The sequence below is a fragment of the Mycobacterium kansasii ATCC 12478 genome, from assembly GCF_000157895.3.
GTDB lineage: Bacteria > Actinomycetota > Actinomycetes > Mycobacteriales > Mycobacteriaceae > Mycobacterium > Mycobacterium kansasii.
The window spans coordinates 5,941,462-5,961,000 of sequence record NC_022663.1; the positions used below are offsets into that span (position 1 = coordinate 5,941,462).

Below are 19,539 nucleotides of genomic sequence, written 5' to 3' on the forward strand. Positions count from 1 at the left end.
CCATCGTGCGTAGTAGAAGCTGTGCGCGGCCGTTCCCCGAGGAGTTATTTCGTGAGCGATCGTGGCCGCGTCGCGACGGGCCGCATACCTGGCATACCTGGCATGGCCAGGCGCCACTACGCGCCAGGCACCGCGACGTCGAAGAAGAGCCGCGCGCTCGCAACAGCGTTGGCCTACCTGGCGTTGACCAAGCCGCGGGTCATCGAGCTGCTGCTGGTCACCGCCATTCCGGCGATGCTGCTTGCCGATCGCGGCAGCGTCCATCCGCTGGTCATTCTCAACACGCTGATCGGCGGGATGATGGCCGCCGGCGGCGCGAACACCCTCAACTGTGTGGCCGACGCCGACATCGACAAGGTGATGAAGCGGACGGCGCGCCGGCCGCTCGCACGTGCCGCGGTGCCGACCAGAAGCGCGCTGGCCTTCGGTTTGGCGCTGACGGTGGTCTCCGTTCTCTGGCTGTGGTGGACGACGAACTTGCTGTCGGGGCTGCTGGCGTTGGCGACGGTGGCGTTCTACGTGTTCGTCTACACGTTGCTGCTCAAGCGCCGCACCTCCCAGAACGTGGTGTGGGGCGGGGCGGCCGGCTGCATGCCGGTGATGATCGGCTGGTCGGCGGTCACCGGCACCCTGGCGTGGCCGGCGCTGGCGATGTTCGCGATCGTCTTCTTCTGGACGCCGCCGCATACCTGGGCCCTGGCGATGCGCTACAAGGAGGACTACCAAGAGGCCGGCGTGCCCATGCTGCCCGCGGTTGCGACCGAACGTCAGGTCACCAGGCAGATCTTGATCTACACCTGGCTGACCGTGTTGGCGACGCTGGCGCTGACGCCGGCGACCGGGTGGCTGTACGCCGCGGTGGCCGTGGTGGCGGGTGCGTGGTTCCTGGCGATGGCACATCAGTTGGACGCGGGTGTCCGCGCCGGTGAGCCGGTCAAGCCGCTGCGCTTGTTCCTGCAGTCGAACAACTATCTGGCGTTGGTCTTCTGCGCATTGGCGGTCGACTCGGCGTTGGGCCTGCCTACCCTGCTCTAGTTTTCAAGCGGCCGTAGTTCCGAGCGGCGTGCCGCCATGGCCGAGCTGCCTCAGCTCGACGGGACCTTTGTCACTAATCGGCTGCCGAAATGCTCGGATGGCCCGGAAAGGGTTCTCGCCGTTGCAAACGCGCGCGACCATTGGACGTTGAGTACCCGGGCCTAGGGGGATCCCCGCGATGAAGTCGTTCACGATCGATCCGCGTCGGCACGACGGGGTGATCTTCGTTCTCGACACTCCTGCCGTGTCGACGCGACCCGAGCCCGACAACTCGGTGATGGAGTCGACCCTCGCGCTTGCCCATAGGCTCCGCCAGGCCGGTTTGGTCACCGCCCTCTACTCGCCGGCCGGCCACAGCATCCGAGTCCTGGAGGCGACGGGGATCGCCGAACCGTTCACCGCCCGGGTCGAGCGAGCCCCCGCGGGGGCACCGGAACTCCCCACCAAGCGCTACTGCATCGGCCTGTTAGCGGCCGCCGGCAAACTGGGAGTGGCCGCGGAGCGGTCGGCGGTGGTCGCGGGTGATAGCGGCGGGGTGGCGGCGGCCCGTGAGTGCGGCTTCGCCTACGTCGTCGGTCTCGACCAGGAGGGGCATCCCGACGAACTACTGCACTGCGGCGCCGACGTCGTCGTCGCCGATCTCTCCGACGTCATGGTCCGCACCGGCGACGAATGCATGTCGCGGCGCCCCAACGCGCTGGATTCCTATGGTCAGGTGATCGGGATGGTCTCCGGCCGGCAGCCGTTCGTCTGTGTGAATTACGACAGCACGCTGTCGGAGATCGTGCCGGACCCCGACCTCGCCACGCTGGTCGACGGCGCGGCCGAGGCGCTGGCGGATTTGTCGATGCAGTGCCCGGTCGCGATGTTGTCCGGCCGGGATCTGGCGGATATTCGCAACCGGGTTGGGCTGCCGGGCATCTGGTATGCCGGCAGCCACGGATTTGACCTGATGGCACCCGACGGCACCCGGTATCAGCATGACGCGGCGGCCGCCGCGGTCCCCGTAATGGCAAGCGCAGCAACCACACTTCAAGAGGAACTGGGCCCGACATCGGGCGCGCACGTTGAACACACCCGGTTCGGGGTCCGCGTGCACTATGGCAAGGTCGCGCATGAGCAGGTGCCCGACGTGATCGCGGCAGCGCACCGGCAGAGCCGACGACACGGCCTTCGGCTGATTACCGGCCGCGGGGTTGTCGAACTGCGCCCGGATGTCGACTGGGACAAGGGCACCGCACTTGCCTGGATCCGCGATCACGTCATCGAATCGGGGGTCGAATCGGGGCCGCAACCGGGCCGGGTGCTGCCGATCTACATCGGTGGCGACCTCACCGACGAGGACGCCTTCGATGCGGTGCGGTTCAGCGGTATCGGGGTCGTGGTCCGCCACGACCGCGACGGTGACCGCCCCACCGCCGCCAGCTTCACGCTGACCAGCCCCACGGAAGCTCGTGACTTCGTTCGGCGCGGCGCCAGGTGGCTGGCCTATGACCGGGAGACCCGCGCTCGCGGTTGGACTTTCACCTGGGAAGGTTATGACCCGCCCAACGAAAAGCTGCGTGAAGCGCTGTGCACGGTGGGCAACGGCTACTTCGCCACTCGAGGGGCTGCTCCCGAATCCAAGGCCGGCCAAGTCCATTACCCGGGAACCTATGCCGCCGGTGTGTACAACCGGCTCGATGATCTGGTCGCGGGTACCCGGACTGCGCACGAGAGCCTGGTGAATCTGCCCAACTGGCTTCCGTTGACCTTCCGCATCGGCGACGGTGACTGGTTGGACCTCGACGCGGTGACGTTGCTGTCTTACCGCCAGACGCTCGACCTGCGCGGCGCGGTGCTCACTCGGGAGCTGACCTACCGCGACGACGCGGGCCGTACCACCTCGATCACGCAGCACCGGTTCGTGGCGATGAACCAGGTGCACGTGGCGGCGCTGCAAACCACCGTCGTGGCCCAGGACTGGGAAGGGACAATCGAGATCCGGTCAACCCTGGACGGCGACGTCCGCAACTCCGGGGTGGAGCGTTACCGGGACTTGGCCAGCAACCACCTACAGGGACTGGAAAAGGTTGCACTGTCAGAGAATTCGGTGCTGATGTCCGTCGAGACCACCCAGTCGAAAATCCCGGTCGCGCTGGCCGCGCGGACCAGCGTGTGGCACGGCGATGCGCCGGCGCCCGCGACATATCGACTGCTCGACGAAGAATTCGAAATCGGCCACCAAATTTTCGCCGACCTGAAACCGGGTCAGCCGCTGACCGTGGAGAAGATCGTCACCCTGGTGACCGGGCGTGACGTTGCCACGTCACACCCGTCGACCGGAGCCGAGCGCAGGCTCGCCCGCCAAGGACGGTTCGCCGAGACCTGTGCTGCCCATCGGCTCGCCTGGGCACATTTGTGGGAGCGGGTGTCGATCGAATTCAGCAACCACACCGAAGAATTGCGAGTCTTGCGGCTGCATCTGCTGCATCTACTGCAGACGGTGTCCTACAACAGCGAGGAACTCGATGTCGGAGTCCCGGCCCGCGGGCTGCATGGCGAGGCATACCGCGGCCATATCTTCTGGGACGAGCTGTTCATCTTTCCGGTGCTGAACCTGCGAGTTCCCACGGTCACGCGGTCGCTGCTCCGGTACCGGCATCGGCGCTTGGTGGAGGCGCGGGGCGCGGCCAAGCTGGCCGGTTACCGCGGCGCAATGTACCCATGGCAGTCCGGGAGCGACGGGCGAGAGGAAAGCCCGGAGCAGCACTTGAATCCGCGATCCGGGCGGTGGCGACCCGATGCCAGCCACCGCGCGCACCACATCGGTATCGCCGTCGCCTACAACGTATGGAACTTCTACCAGGTCACCGGTGATTTGGCGTACATGATCGACTACGGCACCGAGATGATGGCCGAGATCGCGCGGTTCTGGGTGAGCCGGGCCACCTACGACCGGGACCGCGACCGCTACACCATCAACGGAGTCATCGGGCCCGACGAATTCCACTCCGGCTATCCGGACCGGCCGTACGACGGCGTGGACAATAACGCCTACACCAACGTGATGGCGGTCTGGGTGATCCTGCGGGCGATCGACGCGCTGCAGCTGATGCCGCTGCCGAACCGGCTGGACCTGTGCGAAGAGCTGGGCTTGACCGACGAGGAGCTCGCCCATTGGGACCACGTCAGCCGGCGCATGTTCGTCCCGTTCCACGATGGCGTGATCAGCCAGTTCGAGGGATACGAGCAATTATTGGAACTGGATTGGGACGCTTACCGGCGGCGATACCGTAATATTCAGCGGCTCGACCGCATCCTCGAAGCCGAGGACGACGACGTCAACCGATACCGGGCGTCCAAGCAGGCCGACGTGCTGATGCTGCTCTACCTGCTGTCGGCCGACGAATTGCGGGAGCTGTTGGACCGGCTCGACTACCACTTGGATCCGCGCCGGATTCCGGAGATGGTCGATTATTACCTGGCGCGTACTTCACATGGGTCGACGCTGAGTGCGGTCGTCCATGGCTGGGTGCTGGCCCGGGCCAATCGGGATCGGGCGCTGGAGTTCTTCCAGCAAGTGCTCAAGTCCGATATCGCCGACATCCAGGGTGGCACCACTTCGGAAGGCGTACACCTGGCCGCCATGGCCGGCAGTGTCGATTTCGTGCAACGGTGTTTCACCGGTCTCGAGATCCGCGGCGATCGCATCGTGCTGTCCCCGCTCTGGCCGGAATACCTTGGTGCGCTGGGATTTCCGATTCACTACCGGGGCAACCACCTGCACCTGAGGGTCAGCGGCAAGGGCGCGGAGATCAGTGTCGAACCGCGTGATGTGCCACCGGTGGAAATCGAATGCCGCGGACGAGTGGAACTCCTGGTACCCGGCAGCGTCGTCCGATTCACCTAGGGCCGGCTGGGTGAGCGTTGTGGCTGCGGGCGTGGGCATGCTCGACCGGCGCGAGCCGCGGGTGAGGCGGGGGACAGGACTAGTCCGGGGGCAGTTTGTCGAGGGTCTTTTGCGCTTCCTTGCGCCAGACCTCGTCGTTGAGGTACCTCGCAACGGTCACCCGCACCCCGGTGGCGCGTTGGCGCACCAGGGCCGCCATAGCGTCAGCCCGAGTTGTCGGATCGGCGAGTTGGCTAACCACTAGCTCCTTGGCCTCCTCGGTCTTGAATCGGCCGAGCCAGCGCACCAACTCAAACTTTGTTGAGAAGTCCTTGCCGGAGCGAAGCAACGCGGCCACCCTTGGGAAGTCGGAGCCATCACAGACTTCAGCCAGGGCAAACCCGGTGACTTCGAGTTCCAAGCCGCTCAGCGGCGGGTCGATATCGAATTGGTGGAATAAGATGTCGGCGGCAACACGGTTGCCTTTGGCGTTCTTGGTGATCAGGTTGCGGATCAAGGCGACTCGCCAGGCGCGGCGATCTTCTTCGGCTGGGATGCGTTCGTCGAGGTTCTGCAGCCAGTCCACCATGATCGGCACTGCCTGAGGGTAGTCGTAGCGGGAGTTGACAAGTTGGAAGATGGTGTCTTCAGGGATGCCAGCGGCGTTGAGTTCGTGTTTCATCGCTCGTCGGTATTCCGGCCAGGTTGCGGGGTCGTCGCCGTACTTCTGGTTCATGACAGGTTCTTGCTGTCGTCGATTACCACATCCAGTCCTTCAAAGTCGCGTTCCAATGTTTGTTCTACGCTTCCGGCGTCCGTCCGGCCTTTGTCCACCACGATGACCAGCTTGTAGCCGTTGTCGCGCGCCCACTCTGCGATATCGCGGATCTGCTGGGTGGTGTCGAGCTTCTTAACATTTTTGACCTCACGCACTACGTGATTTTCATCGTCGATTTCATCAGGGATCCTGAACCTGGGGCGGCCAGGTTTCGGGTTCCTGACGGGGATCCGCACCTTCTTTGACTGGTCGATGCCGGCGATGTCCTCGGCGCGGCGGCCTTTGCGGCGGTTGTCGTTAACCCGATGCGTCGGTGTCGGATTGACCCGACGCGGCACCAGATCCAACAGCCGCTTCACCGCGGGCAATGCCGCGCCCATGGCGCTGCCTGCCGCCGTCAAATCGGTCATCGACGCGGTCGCGATGGTGCGCAGCGCGGCGTTGAGCCCGTTGATTTGGGTAACGGCCGCGGCGATGAAGGTCTCCTTGATCGGCCCGGTCAGTCGATGCGGCACCGGCGGGTAGCTATCCAAAATGATTATCAGCCAATGCAACTGGTTGACGACGAAGGCCATGTCGTCCTTGACGGACTTCAGCTTATTGCCGTAATCCTTTGCCGCACGCGACAAATCGCCACAAGCGCCGGCGATATCGGTGTTGACACCGCGCGCCTCCTCCAGCCGGTCGACCAGCGGCGCAATCTCGGCGGCCTCCACATCGACGATCAGCCGTTGCTCTTCGGGGCCGGGTTGATCGTCGATGCGAACGAGGTCGTGGCCGAAGGTTTCCCAGGCCGCCGAGGCCGCCAGCGCATGATCGGGATGCCCGTCGGGCCAGCCGTCCACGATGCGGTCGGCGACCAGATTCCAGTGCGGCGGTTCGGGATCGCCGCCACCGGCCACCGAACTCACAGCCACCGCCGCGTCGATGAAGGTGCCGGCGGATTCACCCGGCGGGGTGATCGGCGCGCCATAGGCATCGCGCTGGTTGAGGGTCGAGGCTTCCTCGGTTTGGTCGTGGTTGATGCCGTTTTGGCGTAGCAGGCTGCCCAAATTGTGGAACACGTTGACCAACCGGTAGGCGACCTGGCCGGCCTCCTCGGCCGCGGCGTCGTAGGAACTCGCCCATTGCGGGCCGACCCCGTGGGTTCCGGCCGCTCCGGCGGCATCCACCCCGGCCAGCTTGCGCAGCGCGGCGCCGGCGTGGTCGCTGTTTTCCTTGTACGCCGCGGCCGCGTCGTAGAACAACTCCGGGTCAACGTCAGTCATGGCCGCCCCGCCCACCTCCCGCGCTAGCGGATCGATTGTATGGCAACCTGGCGTTCGGTGATTTCGGGTGAATTCGGACGACAGTAAGGGCTGACCCCATTGTCCTATGACCTGACCGTCTACGCCGCGTCCAGCATCGACGACGAGCAGTTGGAAGAAATCGTCGCATCGGTCCCCGGGTTGTCGGTCGGCGATAGCGGTGACCATGAGATGACCGTGCTGCGCGGTAAGCAAGAAAAGTACTCGTTCACCGTCTTCGGGCCGCACGAGATCGAGCCCGAGGACGTGCCGGACGACGTGGTGCCGCATGTGCTGGACCCGACCACCAGTTGGCAGATCGTCATCGAGGGCAGCGATCCGGCCGAAGTGCGGCCCGCCCGGCGGTTCGCCAAGGCGTTGGCTCGGGCCGCGGGGGGTGTTGCGGTCGACGAGCAGACCGAGGAGATTCTCGGCGCGAAGAGGGCACGCCAGATCGCCTCGCCCGGTTCGGAGCTGATCCGCATCGTTGACTTGCAGTGGCACTCACCGGAGTCGGCGCCCGACGCGGCGACCCTGTGGCTGGAGCTGGCAAGAAAGTTTCTGCCCGAGGCGCTGCCACGTCGCTTCGGCAATGTCTACCCGCTGCGGTATCGGCTGGATCGGGATGGAGACGACCAATTCATCGCAACCTTCGCCTCCCACGGCGCATGGTTCAAGGCCACCCTGCCGTGCATCGACGGCGGGCTGTACCTCGAGCCATGGGACGGCATCCTGATTGACACCCTCAAAATGGTGGCCCAACCGTTGGACGACCCACCGTGGCGCAACACCGTGCAGCGCTTCTTCGTCGAGTACGCCCGCCGGCGCGGCAGCGTGCTGGCCACCGGCGAAGTGCTACGCAACCACAAACTGTCCGGACCCCCAGACACCAGCTGGGATCTGAGCGGCTCACTGCGCGGCCCCGGCGGGATCCTGGGTCTGCCGGCCAACCCAGTCTGGTGGACCTGGCTGGGCAACGATTACCTGCCACTGGTCCGCGATTATCTGCCGCCCGAACACACCACCTACTACGACGAGGGCGCCCTATACGCGCCGACCGAGGAACCCACCGATCGCGGCCAACTCGCCGGACTGCCCGATCCGTTCCCGGCGTCACTGCGCGTCACGGCCATCCCTTCGGAATATGGGCCTAGCAACACTCCCATGAACAGCCCGGCGGCGATCCGCCCTCGCCTCAACCAGGGTTAACCGCCCCACATCGCGGTATTAACCTCCGCGTTATGCACATAGTTGCGATGCGCGATGTGCGCGTTGAGGTGCATGTCGAACACCACCTCGCTCATCTCGTCCGCCCAGCCCTGCCAGTGCTGCACCCGCTCCAGAAATGCGTCGAACGCCACACCTTCCCAATGATGTTGCAGGCCACGCAATTCGGTGGCCACCTCGTTGAGGCGATCCTTCATCACCAGGCAAAACTGCCGCATCGCATCGGCGGCGTCCACCAAGTCATGCTCGTTGACGGTGCGGCGCGCCATGATCAGCGCCCGTCAACCGGGCCGGCGGGCCTGATGCTGCCGAAAGCATCGGCCGCGGCGTGCTCCATCTGGGCGTAGCCGGCGGCCGCGGCTGCCAGCGATTCCCCGATCCATCGCAGGTCGGCGAGCATCTGGCCGCACTCGTCGTCGATCTCGGCCCAGACATCCAGATAGGCACTGGCTGCCTGACCGGTCCAGGTGCCGGCAAGGCCGTCCGTCTGCCCGCCCAGCTTGTCGCGCAGGCCATCGATCTCGTCGGCAGCGCCCGTCGTGGTCTTCGACGCGTGAGCCAGCTCTGCACAGTAAACGCGAAGCTCTTCGGCCGCCATGCTGACCACCCCTCGAAAAGACGTCGTATCCGCAGACTACTGTCACAGGCGGTCCACACGCGACTAGAACGAAGCGGAGATGGCGAGCTATGGCCGGTTGGCGCGACAGCGTGACCGAGGAAGCACAAGCCGACCTCGACGAGTTGGTCGACGCCGCAACCGGGTTCGCGCTCGAGCGGGTCGCCTCGGCGGGTGAATTTCTGCCGTTCGCCCTCGCGGTGTCCAACGGCGGCGAACGACAAGCCATCGCGCCTAACTATCCCCGCGGTCGTGAACTGCCGATAGCAGAGCAGATCGCTACGCAGTGGCGCGCGCTCACCGACTTGAAGGACAGCCTGCGGGCCGCCGCCGTCGCGGTCAACGTCAGATTGACCGAGGCGAATCAGGACGGTATCGAGATCAGCGTTGAGCACCGCGAAGGTGTGGCGATCGGGCTGATCTTCCCCTACACCCGCGGCGCCGACGGCGCTTATCAGCTTGAGGCACCCTCGGCTCACCGGGAAGATCCACGCATCTGGGTGTCTTGACGTCCCTACGCCGGAGGCGGCAGGTCCCGCATCACCGCCAGGGCGTCGGCAATACTGTCCGCTAGCTCCGCAACATCATCGGCCATGCATTCCTGCGCGTAATCGGTTGCCGCGCTGATGGTTTCGTTGATCATCCGAGCAACGTCGTGGGCGCCCATGCCAAGTATCCCCGGGTTGATGCTGAGTCCGATGAGGCGTCGATGCCCATTAACCGTCACCTCGACGGCGCCTGTCTGATGTGTGGCGGTGAACGCCTCGGCGTCCATCCGGTGAACCTGCTGGTCCAGAAGAGACATCACGACGTCGGCCTGATCAAACATCCGTCTGACCTGGGGGTGATGAGCCGGGCTCACATTATCTCCGTCGATTCACGCAGCGGGTCAGCGACTTACGGCAGCAACACTATTGAGCCGGTGGTCTTGCGGCCCTGCAAGTCCTGATGTGCCCGGGCAGCTTCGGCCAGCGGATACCGACCGCTGATCTCCACGTTGACCACCCCGCCGCCGATGACGTCGAACAGCTCGGCGGCGCGCCAGCCGAATTCCTCGCCGGTGCGCAGGAAGTGGACCAGTGATGGGCGGGTCAGATACACCGACCCGGCCGCGTTGAGGCGCTGCGGGTCGACCGGCGGAACCGGACCGGAGGCGGCGCCGAACAGCGCCAGCGTCCCGCGGACGGCCAGGCTGGCCAGGCTGGCGTCGAACGTGGTGGCGCCCACGCCGTCGTATACGGCCGCCACACCGGCTCCGTCGGTCAGCGCCCGGATCCGATCGGCGAACTGCCCGGCATCGGTGGGGTAGTCGAGAACCTCGGCCGCACCGGCTTCCCGGGACAGCTTGGCTTTCTCCGGGGTCGAGACGGTGCTGATCACCCGCACTCCCAGGTGAGTGGCCCACTGCGTCAAGATCAGCCCGACACCGCCGGCGCCGGCATGCACCAAGATCGTTTCGCCGGATTGCACCGGGTACACCGACTTCAGCAGGTAATGGGCGGTCAGGCCCTTCAGCAACGCCGACGCCGCCACCTCGGAGCTGACGCCGTCCGGTACCTTGGCGCTCAAAAACGCTGGCGCCGTGCAGAATTCGGCGTAGCCACCATTGGCGGAAGCGCTGACCACCCGGTCGCCCACCGTGATGGCGCTCTCGACTCCTTCACCGATGGCCACCACGGTGCCGCACACCTCGGAGCCGATGATGAACGGCAGTGGTCGTGGGTACTGCCCCGAACGGAAATAGGTGTCGATGAAGTTGACACCGATCGCCTCGGCCTTGACCAACAGTTGGCCGTCGCCCGCCTCGGGCTGTGCCGTCTCGACGTAGCGCAACACCTCGGGGTCGCCGGTTTCACTGACTTCGATTGCGTGCATCTGGTTATCATGCCCGGCAATGAAGCTTGCCCGGCCGGATATCTTCCATCCGCGCGTCGTGCTGGCGGGTTGGCCGCGGCAGCCCGCCGGTGACGGCGACGACGTCGGGCTGGTTGCGGCGTTGCGCCACCGTGGGTTACACGCCCATTGGTTACCTTGGGACGATCCCGACGTGGCGCGCGCGCATCTGGTGATATTGCGGGCCACCCGCGATTACGCCGAGCGCCTCGACGAGTTCCTGCCCTGGACCAACAGCGTGGCCAATCTGCTGAATGCCCCTTCGGTGGTCGCCTGGAACGCCGACCGTGGCTATCTGGAAGACCTGGACAGTCGGGGAGTGCCGACCGTGCCCGGTGAGGTATGCGCGCCGGGCCAGCAGATCCGGCTGCCGTATGCCGGACGGGTCTTCATCAGCCCGACGGTCGGCACCGGCGCCCGCCGGTTCAGTGATCCCTCGCCGGCCGCGGCCTATATCGCCGAACGCCGGCAAGGCGGCCACTCGGTGGTGGTGCAGACGGCCGGCCCGGACGTTGAAACGGTGCTGATCTTCCTTGGGGGCCAGCCGTCGCACGCCTTCACTTCGCACGATGACGTGTTGCGCCAGGGTGAGCCCGATTTCGAAACCTGGGAGATCGGCGCCGCCGCGCTGGGCGCCGCCGCGGCCGCATGCGGCGTCGGCATCGGTGAGTTGCTCTGCGCGCGGGCCCACCTGGTCGGTGCGCGGCTGCTGGACCTGCAGCTGGTGGACCCGTCGTTGGGGTGGCGGCGATTGGACGCATCGGCCCGCGATCGGGGCCAGCGGCGGTTCGCGGTGTGCGTGGAGTCAGCTCTGGAGCGGTTGGGGCTGGGCCCGTTCTCGCATCGACGCCCATAGCGCCGCGGTGGCTGCGGTGCACGCTGCGGCCCCGGCGACGTGGGTGGCGACCAGCGCCGGCGGAACCCCGATGTGGTACTGCACGATGCCCACCAGCGCCTGCGCGAAAACCAGGGCGAGCAGCACGGCGAGGCGCCGCAGGATCGGCCGTCCCGCACCGACAGCCAACAACCCGAATCCGAGGCCGACCAGCAACGCCAGGTAGGAAACCAGCAGCGACGAATGCAGGTGCACCAGGGTGTTGATCTCGACTTTCAGCCGCGGCACCGTGCGGGTGGGGCTCTTGTCACCGGCATGCGGCCCGGCGGCTGTCACCAGCGTGCCGGTGACCAGGACCGCGGCCAGATTCACCGCGCTCAACACCGTGAGCGCGCGCAGCGGTCGGACCACGAGCCGGCGAACAATCCCGTCGTCGGGCTCGCCGATCTTGACGTAGAGCAACACCGACAGCCACACCATCGTCATGGATGCCAACAGGTGAACAGACACTGTCCACCACAGCAGCCCGGTGCGTACCGTGATGCCGCCGATCACCGCCTGCACCACCGTCGACGCGGGCATCAGCCATGCGTAGACCAGCACCTCGGGACGCCGGCGCGCCCTGGTGACCGCCAGCACGGCAGCCGCCGCGGCGATCACGACCGCGAAGGTGATCATCCGGTTGCCGAACTCCACCGCCTGGTGGATCCGCGGCACTTCGGCAACCGCTACCGGGGTGAAGCTGCCGGGGAAGCACTGCGGCCAGGTCGGACAACCCAGGCCCGACGCCGTGACCCGCACGATCGTGCCGGTGACCGCGATACCGCCCTGGGTCACGATGACGGCGGCGGCAATTGCGCGCTGCACCCGCAGACTCGGGTCGGGGAGCAGGTCCACCAACCGCATCAGGGTTCGTCCGACGGCCACCGCCCGATCGTAACGACAACTACGTCACGTAGTAGAAGCGGGCGTCGCGCCGAGATTGCCGCCATGGCTGTGGTTTCAGCTAGGCCGGCGACCATGGCGGCAATATCGACGGGCTGACCGGGGCCCGATCAGGTGAAGCGGAACCAGCGACGCGCCGCCAGCGCCGCCAGCGTTCCCCACGCCGCCAGGACGATCAGCCCGAACCAGTCCACCGACAGGATCATCGCCTGCGACAGCGCCTCGGTGAGCGCGCCGGACGGGGTGAGCCGGGCCGCCCACTTGATCGCCATCGGGATCATCGTGGTTTCGAGGGTGAGTGCGCCGAACCCGGCGAACACGAACCACATCAGGTTGGCAACCGCGAGCACGATCTCGGCCCGCAACGTGCCGCCCAGCAGCAGCCCGAGCGCGGCGAAGCCCGCGGTGCCCAGCGCGATGACGGCCGCCCCCAAGGCCAGTGCGGCCGGTGCCGGTCGCCAGCCCAGCGCAAAGCCGATTGCGCCCAAGATGATTGCTTGCAGAAATACCACGGCGACCACGGCCAGTGACTTGCCGGCGATGATTCCCCAGACCGGTAGCGGCGTCGCACCGAGTCGTTTGAGTGCGCCGTAGCGGCGGTCGAACGCGACCGCGATGGCCTGGCCGGTGAACGCGGTGGAGACCACGGCGAGCGCCATGATCACCGGTACGAACGTGGCCGCGCGGTGCTGCCCGAACGAGCCGAGCGGCAGCAGCGTGAGCCCGACCAGCAAGGTGATGGGGATGAACATGGTCAGCAGCAGCTGCTCGCCGTTGCGCAACAGCAGTTTGAGTTCCAGCCCGAACTGTGCGGCCAGCATCCGGGATACGGCATTGGGGCGCGGATTCGGGGTGAAGGTTCCCGGGGGGAACAGCGTGTTGTCGGTCACGGTCGCAACTTCCTGCCGGTGAGATCCAGGAACACGTCCTCGAGGCTGCGTTGTTCGACCCGCATATCGGTGGCCAGCACGTCGATCTGCGCGCACCAGGCGGTGACGGTTGCCAGTACCTGCGGGTTGACCGGGCCCTCGACGAGGTACTCGCCGGGCGTCAACTCGGAGGCTTGATAGTCCTCCGGCAGCGCGGAGGCCAGCAGCGACAGCTCAAGCCGCGGTGGTGCGGTAAACCGCAACTGGTCTTTGGCGCCGGTTCGTGTCAGCTCGGTCGGGGTCCCCGCGGCCACCGTGACGCCGTGGTCGATGATGACCAGCCGATCCGCGAGTTCCTCAGCTTCTTTGAGTTGATGGGTGGTCAGTACGACCGTCACGCCGTCGCGGCGCAAAGCGTCGATCAACTCCCATACCACTAGCCGGGCGTGGGCGTCCATGCCGGCAGTGGGCTCGTCGAGAAAAACCAGCTCGGGACGCCCCACCAGAGCGCAGGCCAGGGCAAGTCGCTGCTGCTGCCCTCCGGAGAGCCGCCGATAGGTGGTCTGGGCAACCTCGGTGAGCCCCAGGGTGTCCAACAGCCACCGCGGATCAATCGGGTCGGACGCATAGGCGGCGACCAGGTTCAGCATTTCCCCGGCGCGTGCGGCTGGATATCCGCCGCCGCCCTGCAGCATCACGCCAATGCGTGGGCGCAGCCGCGCGTTGTCGGCGATCGGGTCCAGCCCGAGCACCTCGATGGTTCCGGTGTCCGGGCGTACGAAGCCCTCGCACATCTCGACGGTTGTCGTCTTGCCGGCACCGTTGGGGCCCAGCAGCGCCAGTACCTCTGCGGCGTGCACCTCGAGGTCGAGGCTGGAGACGGCCGTCAGGGATCCGTACCGCTTGGTCACTCCACGTAGCCGGACTACGACGGAGTCTCCTGGGGATGCTTGGGGGGCCGAGCTCACGTGGAGTCAGCGTAGGCGTCCGGCGCCGACGTCGTCTGCCGGGTCACCGAAGTCTCAGCTGCGGGTACCGGGTCGACGAGCGTCTGTTGGTTCGCCTCGCCGTTCCCCATGGGCAGGCCTTGCCACGGTAACCGGTGGTAGGTCAGCGCGATCAGGACCAACACGATGATCGCGCTGGCCAGGGTGGCATCGATGATCTGAAACAACGCGAAGCGGTCCCCGTTGGCCGTCGGTCCGAAGATGCCGACGATGAGGGTGATGACGATGGCGGCCACCCGAAATCCGGTGCGCGTCGCCCACGCCGCCATGGGAATGATGGCCCACAGCAGATACCAGGGCTGCACGACAGGGAACAGCAGCACTGTGATGCCCAGCGCGACCCCGAGGCCGCCGATCGGGTGTAACCGGCCGCGGAGCACCGCCAGCAGCAACCAGCAGACCATCACCATGATGATCAGCACACCCATGGCACGCGTCAGCGACAACACCGCGGTGGTGTGATCTCCCAAGCGCAGCAGAATGCCCACCTGCCCGGTGCCCAGCGCCAGCAGTGTCGGCGGCGACATCCAGCTGCGCACCACGTTGGCGGTGCCCAGCGTGTAGACCCAGCCGAAGCCCAGCCCGCTTGCCCATCCGACGATGGCCATCACCGAAAGCGACAGTGCCGCCATGCCGCCGCCGGTCAGCAGCAGCGCTTTGATCGTGCCGCCGTAGCGGTAAGCCAAGGCCATCGTGATGAAGCCCAGCGCCAGCAGCGAAGGCAGCTTCACTTGCGATGACAGCGTGATCAGGATCGATCCGCCGAGCAACAGGGCCAGTGGTTCCCAGTCCGCGCCCGGACGCCATGATGCGGGCAGCAGACGCGTGGTTTCCTGTAAATCGACTAAATCGATGCCACGCAGCGCGATTTCGGCGCCGGTCAGCATCAACCCGAGCATCAGTGCTTCGTTGTGGATGCCGGCAACCAGGTGCATGAACAGCAGGGGATTGGCCGCGCCCAGCCACAGCGCGCTGACCTCGGCCACGCCACAGCGCCTGGCCAGCCGCGGCGTCGCCCACACGATCATCGCCACGCCGATCAACACCACCAACCGGTGGCACAGCACGGCGGCGACAATATTTTCTCCGGTCAGCGCGGAGATGCCGCGGCCGATCCACAAGAAGAGCGGACCGTAGGGGGCCGGCGTCTCCCGCCACAGGCTGGGAACCGACAGGGTGAACACGTGGCCCAAGCCGAGGCCGGACGCCGGGCCCACTCGGTAGGGGTCGAGTCCGTCGCGGGAGATCTGGCTTTGGGCCAAGTAGGAGTAGACGTCTTTGCTGTACATCGGCGGGGCGATGAGCAGCGGCAGCATCCACAACAGCAGGGTGCGGTCCAGATCGCCGCGCGACATCTTCCGCTTGCCCAGCGCGAACCGGCCGAGCATCAGCCAGGCCAGCGCCATCATGACGGCTCCGGTGGTGGTCATCGTCAGCGACACGGTCTGGATTCGTGACGGCAGGTTGAGCAGCCGGACCCCGAAGGTGGGATCCTGCACGACCGGCCTGGCGCCGGCGCCCAGGGCCCCGATGCCCATCAAGACCGTGCCGGTGGCGCCGAACAGCCGGGTGCGTGCGAGCGCAGTCAGTTCGGCAGCGTTCAGCGGCGACCCCACCGCCTGCTCGTCACCGTGGAGGCTGGCGATCGACGAGCTCAGCGTGTGGTGGCGGGCTGCCATCAGAGCAGCCTAGCCCCGGCGACGATACGCGCCGCGTTGCGGCGTGAGGAGGAGTGGGGCAGTCGGGCTAGCCCCGGCGACGATACGCGCCGCGTTGCGGCGTGAGGAGGAGTGGGGCAGTCGGGCTAGCCCCGGCGACTCGGGGCGGGCGGGCGCGCCGCGTTGCGGCGTGCGGAGCCCACAGCCGTTGCACAGGCCACCTCGCTGGACAGCTTCCTGGAATTACGTCACACTTGTGTTGTGAAAATCCCGGCAGCTACTGCTGCTGTTCCAGCCGCAGTTCCCGACGGTCATACCCGTCGCGCCATTGTGCGCTTGCTGCTGGAGTCCGGATCGATCACCGCCAGTGAGATCGGCGATCGGTTGGGGTTGTCGGCCGCCGGCGTACGTCGTCATCTTGACGCGCTCATTGAAACGGGCGACGCGGAGTCCGTCCCCGCGGCGCCGTGGCAGCAGGCGGGGCGCGGACGGCCCGCCAAGCGTTACCGGTTGACGGCGGCCGGCCGGGGCAAGCTGGATCACTCATACGACGACTTGGCGTCGGCGGCGATGCGCCAACTGCGGGAGATCGGCGGCGAAGACGCGGTGCGGACGTTCGCACGACGACGCATCGACGCGATACTCGCCGATGTCGCCCCGGCGGACGGCCACGACGACGACGCGGTGGAAGCCGCCGCGGAGCGTATCGCCGGCGCGTTGACCAAAGCCGGTTACGTCGCCACCACCACCCGGGTGGGTGGGCCGATCCATGGTGTGCAAATCTGCCAGCATCACTGCCCGGTGGCCCATGTCGCCGAGGAGTTCCCGGAATTGTGCGAAGCCGAGCAGCAGGCCATGGCCGAAGTGCTTGGAACCCACGTGCAGCGGTTGGCGACCATCGTCAACGGCGACTGCGCCTGTACCACCCACGTGCCTTTAACCCCGGCGCCCAGCCCGCGCCGCGACACTACGAGCATCAAAGGAGCGTCGATATGACCCTCGAGGCCAGCAAGACCGCTGCCGAGCCGCTGACCCAGGCCGAGGCCATTGCTTCGCTGAGCCGCTACGGCTACGGCTGGGTCGACTCCGATGTCGCCGGCGCCAGCGCTCAGCGCGGGCTGTCGGAGGCGGTGGTTCGCGACATCTCCGCGAAGAAGAACGAGCCTGAGTGGATGCTGCAGAACCGGCTGAAGGCGCTGCGCATCTTCGAGCGCAAGCCGATGCCGCGCTGGGGCTCCAACCTCGAGGGCATCGACTTCGACAACATCAAGTACTTCGTGCGATCGACAGAAAAGCAGGCGGCCAGCTGGGACGATTTGCCAGAGGACATCAAAAATACCTACGACCGTTTAGGAATTCCCGAAGCGGAAAAGCAAAGATTAGTTGCTGGAGTAGCGGCCCAGTATGAAAGCGAAGTAGTGTACCACCAGATCAGAGAGGATTTAGAATCCCAAGGCGTTATTTTCTTAGACACTGATACTGGCTTGCGGGAACATCCCGAAGTATTCAAACAATATTTTGGAACCGTAATTCCTGCTGGCGATAATAAGTTTTCTGCACTCAATACCGCTGTGTGGAGTGGCGGGTCCTTTATTTACGTCCCGCCGGGGGTCCACGTCGACATCCCCCTGCAGGCTTACTTCCGGATCAACACCGAGAACATGGGCCAGTTCGAGCGAACACTGATTATTGCCGACGAGGGCTCCTACGTGCACTACGTCGAGGGCTGTGTGCCAGCCGGTGAGCTGATCACGACCGCTGACGGAGACCTGAGGCCCATCGAGTCGATCCGTGTGGGTGACTACGTCAGTAGCCACGATGGGCGGCCACATCGTGTCACCGCGGTGCAGATGCGCGACCTCAACGGGGAGCTCTACAGCTTCACGCCGATGTCTTCCGCGAACAAGTTCTCCGTCACCGCGGAACATCCCTTGCTCATCGTTCCCCGCCACGAGGTGCGCGTCATGCGCAAAGAGCGCAAAGGATGGAAGGCAGAAGTCAACAGCGCCAAGCTGCGTCGCACCGAGCCGCGGTGGATTGCGGCGAAGAACGTTGCCGAAGGTGACTTCCTGATCTACCCCAAGCCGAAGCCGATCCCACACAAGACGGTGCTGTCCCTCGAGTTCGCGCGGCTGGCGGGGTATTACCTGGCGGAAGGCCATGCATGTCTGACCAATGGCTGTGAGTCACTGATCTTCTCGTTCCACAGCGACGAATTCGAGTTCGTCGAGGAGGTTCGCCAAGCGTGCAAGTCGTTGTACGAGAAGTCAGGCTCTGTCCTGATCGAGGAGCACAAGCATTCGGCACGCGTCACTGTCTACACGAAGGCGGGCTATGCCGCGATGCGTGACAACGTCGGCATCGGATCGTCGAACAAGAAGCTGTCGGATCTCTTGATGCGTCAAGACGAGACGTTCCTCAGCGAGCTCGTCGACGCCTATGTCAACGGGGACGGCAATGTAACGAAGCGCGGCGGCGCCCTCTGGAAGCGCGTGCATACGACTTCCCGTGTCTGGGCATTCCAATTGCAGTCCATCCTCGCGCGGTTGGGTCATTACGCCACAGTCGAATTGCGTCGTCCTGGCGGTCCAGGAGTTATCCAGGGTCGTGACATCATGCGCAAGGACATCTACCAGGTCCAGTGGACCGAGGGCGGCCACGGGCCTAAGCAAGCGCGTGATTGCGGTGACTACTTTGCGGTGCCGATAAGAAAGCGTGAGGTCCGAGAAGCACACGAGCGGGTCTACAACCTCGATGTCGAGGAGCCGGACAGCTACCTCGCCTACGGGTTCGCGGTGCACAACTGCACTGCCCCTATTTACAAGTCGGACTCGCTACACTCCGCGGTGGTCGAGATCATCGTGAAACCGCATGCGCGCGTGCGTTACACCACCATCCAGAACTGGTCGAACAACGTCTACAACCTGGTCACCAAGCGGGCCCGCGCAGAGGCCGGCGCCACCATGGAGTGGGTCGACGGCAACATCGGATCCAAGGTGACCATGAAATATCCGGCGGTCTGGATGACCGGAGAGCACGCCAAAGGCGAAGTGCTGTCGGTGGCGTTCGCCGGCGAGGACCAGCACCAGGACACCGGTGCCAAGATGCTGCATCTGGCGCCCAACACGTCGAGCAACATCGTGTCGAAGTCGGTAGCGCGCGGCGGCGGCCGCACCTCCTACCGGGGCCTCGTCCAGGTGAACAAGGGCGCGCACGGTTCCAAGTCGAGCGTGAAATGCGATGCGCTGCTGGTCGATACGATCAGCCGCAGCGACACCTACCCCTACGTCGACATCCGCGAGGACGACGTCACCATGGGCCATGAGGCCACCGTGTCCAAGGTCAGTGAGAACCAGCTGTTCTACCTGATGAGCCGCGGGATGACCGAGGACGAGGCCATGGCGATGGTGGTGCGCGGCTTCGTCGAGCCGATCGCCAAGGAACTGCCGATGGAGTATGCGCTGGAGCTCAACCGGCTGATCGAGCTGCAGATGGAGGGCTCCGTAGGATGAGAATCGA

17 protein-coding genes are annotated in these 19,539 nt (G+C 65.5%); 7 read left to right on the forward strand and 10 right to left on the reverse strand.

The window, feature by feature from the left end; translation table 11 throughout:
* Positions 1-51 precede the first annotated feature (51 nt).
* Both MKAN_RS25790 and otsB read left to right on the forward strand, forming a co-directional pair.
* Positions 52-1,035: a heme o synthase gene (locus MKAN_RS25790; RefSeq protein ID WP_099318754.1), complete on the forward strand. Its 984-nt coding sequence runs from the start codon at positions 52-54 to the stop codon at positions 1,033-1,035.
* A 178-nt stretch (positions 1,036-1,213) separates the two neighbouring features.
* Complete coding sequence (gene otsB, locus MKAN_RS25795; protein ID WP_023373285.1) at positions 1,214-4,927, forward strand: trehalose-phosphatase; 3,714 nt, start codon at positions 1,214-1,216, stop codon at positions 4,925-4,927.
* A gap of 79 nt (positions 4,928-5,006) precedes the next feature.
* On the opposite strand, the gene MKAN_RS25800 is transcribed toward otsB, so the two are convergent.
* Together MKAN_RS25800 and MKAN_RS25805 are read right to left on the reverse strand one after the other, a co-directional pair.
* Positions 5,007-5,588, reverse strand: a complete 582-nt coding sequence (locus MKAN_RS25800) for a hypothetical protein (protein ID WP_133163590.1) — start codon at positions 5,586-5,588, stop codon at positions 5,007-5,009.
* 50 nt (positions 5,589-5,638) lie between these two features.
* Positions 5,639-6,967: a putative toxin gene (locus MKAN_RS25805; protein ID WP_169733145.1), complete on the reverse strand. Its 1,329-nt coding sequence runs from the start codon at positions 6,965-6,967 to the stop codon at positions 5,639-5,641.
* A gap of 84 nt (positions 6,968-7,051) precedes the next feature.
* On the opposite strand from MKAN_RS25805, the gene MKAN_RS25810 reads away from it, so the two are divergent.
* Entirely contained in the window at positions 7,052-8,179 is a 1,128-nt protein-coding gene (locus MKAN_RS25810; RefSeq protein ID WP_023373292.1) for a hypothetical protein, read from the forward strand.
* Here the strand turns inward: MKAN_RS25810 and MKAN_RS25815 are convergent.
* The gene (locus MKAN_RS25815; RefSeq protein WP_023373294.1) at positions 8,176-8,466 is read right to left on the reverse strand and encodes a WXG100 family type VII secretion target; all 291 of its coding nucleotides are present in this window, start codon (positions 8,464-8,466) and stop codon (positions 8,176-8,178) included. The genes MKAN_RS25810 and MKAN_RS25815 overlap by 4 nt on opposite strands.
* A 2-nt stretch (positions 8,467-8,468) precedes the next feature.
* Positions 8,469-8,795, reverse strand: coding sequence for a WXG100 family type VII secretion target (locus tag MKAN_RS25820; RefSeq protein ID WP_129111742.1), 327 nt, complete (start codon positions 8,793-8,795; stop codon positions 8,469-8,471).
* An 89-nt stretch (positions 8,796-8,884) separates the two neighbouring features.
* Here MKAN_RS25820 and MKAN_RS25825 point away from each other — a divergent pair, with 89 nt between their 5' ends.
* Complete coding sequence (locus tag MKAN_RS25825) at positions 8,885-9,322, forward strand: hypothetical protein (RefSeq protein ID WP_023373298.1); 438 nt, start codon at positions 8,885-8,887, stop codon at positions 9,320-9,322.
* Positions 9,323-9,327: 5 nt separating this feature from the next.
* Here the strand turns inward: MKAN_RS25825 and MKAN_RS25830 are convergent, their stop codons facing one another.
* Positions 9,328-9,642: a YbaB/EbfC family nucleoid-associated protein gene (locus MKAN_RS25830; RefSeq protein WP_042313027.1), complete on the reverse strand. Its 315-nt coding sequence runs from the start codon at positions 9,640-9,642 to the stop codon at positions 9,328-9,330.
* A gap of 68 nt (positions 9,643-9,710) precedes the next feature.
* The gene (locus tag MKAN_RS25835; RefSeq protein WP_023373302.1) at positions 9,711-10,688 is read right to left on the reverse strand and encodes a quinone oxidoreductase family protein; all 978 of its coding nucleotides are present in this window, start codon (positions 10,686-10,688) and stop codon (positions 9,711-9,713) included.
* Between the two features lie 19 nt (positions 10,689-10,707).
* On the opposite strand from MKAN_RS25835, the gene MKAN_RS25840 reads away from it, so the two are divergent.
* Positions 10,708-11,562, forward strand: coding sequence for an ATP-grasp domain-containing protein (locus MKAN_RS25840; protein ID WP_023373304.1), 855 nt, complete (start codon positions 10,708-10,710; stop codon positions 11,560-11,562).
* On the opposite strand, the gene MKAN_RS25845 is transcribed toward MKAN_RS25840, so the two are convergent.
* From MKAN_RS25845 to mptB, 4 genes are all read right to left on the reverse strand, one after another.
* On the reverse strand, positions 11,512-12,447 hold the full coding sequence (locus MKAN_RS25845) for a COX15/CtaA family protein (protein WP_036392222.1): 936 nt from the start codon (positions 12,445-12,447) through the stop codon (positions 11,512-11,514). The genes MKAN_RS25840 and MKAN_RS25845 overlap by 51 nt on opposite strands.
* Positions 12,448-12,596: 149 nt before the next feature.
* Positions 12,597-13,307 (reverse strand): ABC transporter permease, encoded by a 711-nt coding sequence (locus MKAN_RS25850; RefSeq protein ID WP_036391483.1) that lies wholly within the window; start codon positions 13,305-13,307, stop codon positions 12,597-12,599.
* Between the two features lie 65 nt (positions 13,308-13,372).
* The gene (locus tag MKAN_RS25855; RefSeq protein ID WP_036391485.1) at positions 13,373-14,323 is read right to left on the reverse strand and encodes an ABC transporter ATP-binding protein; all 951 of its coding nucleotides are present in this window, start codon (positions 14,321-14,323) and stop codon (positions 13,373-13,375) included.
* Positions 14,320-16,041, reverse strand: coding sequence for a polyprenol phosphomannose-dependent alpha 1,6 mannosyltransferase MptB (mptB, locus tag MKAN_RS25860; protein ID WP_023373313.1), 1,722 nt, complete (start codon positions 16,039-16,041; stop codon positions 14,320-14,322). The genes MKAN_RS25855 and mptB overlap by 4 nt, the downstream gene beginning before the upstream one ends.
* Positions 16,042-16,203: 162 nt before the next feature.
* Here mptB and MKAN_RS25865 point away from each other — a divergent pair, with 162 nt between their 5' ends.
* Positions 16,204-17,016: a helix-turn-helix transcriptional regulator gene (locus MKAN_RS25865; RefSeq protein WP_036391486.1), complete on the forward strand. Its 813-nt coding sequence runs from the start codon at positions 16,204-16,206 to the stop codon at positions 17,014-17,016.
* Positions 17,013-19,532, forward strand: a complete 2,520-nt coding sequence (sufB, locus tag MKAN_RS25870) for an intein-containing Fe-S cluster assembly protein SufB (protein ID WP_023373317.1) — start codon at positions 17,013-17,015, stop codon at positions 19,530-19,532. The genes MKAN_RS25865 and sufB overlap by 4 nt, the downstream gene beginning before the upstream one ends.
* Positions 19,533-19,539: the final 7 nt, after the last annotated feature.

Excerpts from the sequence above, each read along its gene's own strand:
- MKAN_RS25835 (WP_023373302.1), bottom strand. The coding sequence starts at position 10,688 with ATGCACGCAATCGAAGTCAGTGAAACCGGCGACCCCGAGGTGTTGCGC.
- MKAN_RS25815 (WP_023373294.1), bottom strand. The coding sequence starts at position 8,466 with ATGGCGCGCCGCACCGTCAACGAGCATGACTTGGTGGACGCCGCCGAT.
- otsB (WP_023373285.1), top strand. The coding sequence starts at position 1,214 with ATGAAGTCGTTCACGATCGATCCGCGTCGGCACGACGGGGTGATCTTC.
- MKAN_RS25850 (WP_036391483.1), bottom strand. The coding sequence starts at position 13,307 with ATGCTGGCCGCACAGTTCGGGCTGGAACTCAAACTGCTGTTGCGCAAC.
- MKAN_RS25820 (WP_129111742.1), bottom strand. The coding sequence starts at position 8,795 with ATGGCGGCCGAAGAGCTTCGCGTTTACTGTGCAGAGCTGGCTCACGCG.
- MKAN_RS25845 (WP_036392222.1), bottom strand. The coding sequence starts at position 12,447 with ATGCGGTTGGTGGACCTGCTCCCCGACCCGAGTCTGCGGGTGCAGCGC.
- MKAN_RS25830 (WP_042313027.1), bottom strand. The coding sequence starts at position 9,642 with ATGTTTGATCAGGCCGACGTCGTGATGTCTCTTCTGGACCAGCAGGTT.
- MKAN_RS25840 (WP_023373304.1), top strand. The coding sequence starts at position 10,708 with ATGAAGCTTGCCCGGCCGGATATCTTCCATCCGCGCGTCGTGCTGGCG.
- MKAN_RS25800 (WP_133163590.1), bottom strand. The coding sequence starts at position 5,588 with ATGAAACACGAACTCAACGCCGCTGGCATCCCTGAAGACACCATCTTC.
- sufB (WP_023373317.1), top strand. The coding sequence starts at position 17,013 with ATGACCCTCGAGGCCAGCAAGACCGCTGCCGAGCCGCTGACCCAGGCC.
- mptB (WP_023373313.1), bottom strand. The coding sequence starts at position 16,041 with ATGGCAGCCCGCCACCACACGCTGAGCTCGTCGATCGCCAGCCTCCAC.
- MKAN_RS25825 (WP_023373298.1), top strand. The coding sequence starts at position 8,885 with ATGGCCGGTTGGCGCGACAGCGTGACCGAGGAAGCACAAGCCGACCTC.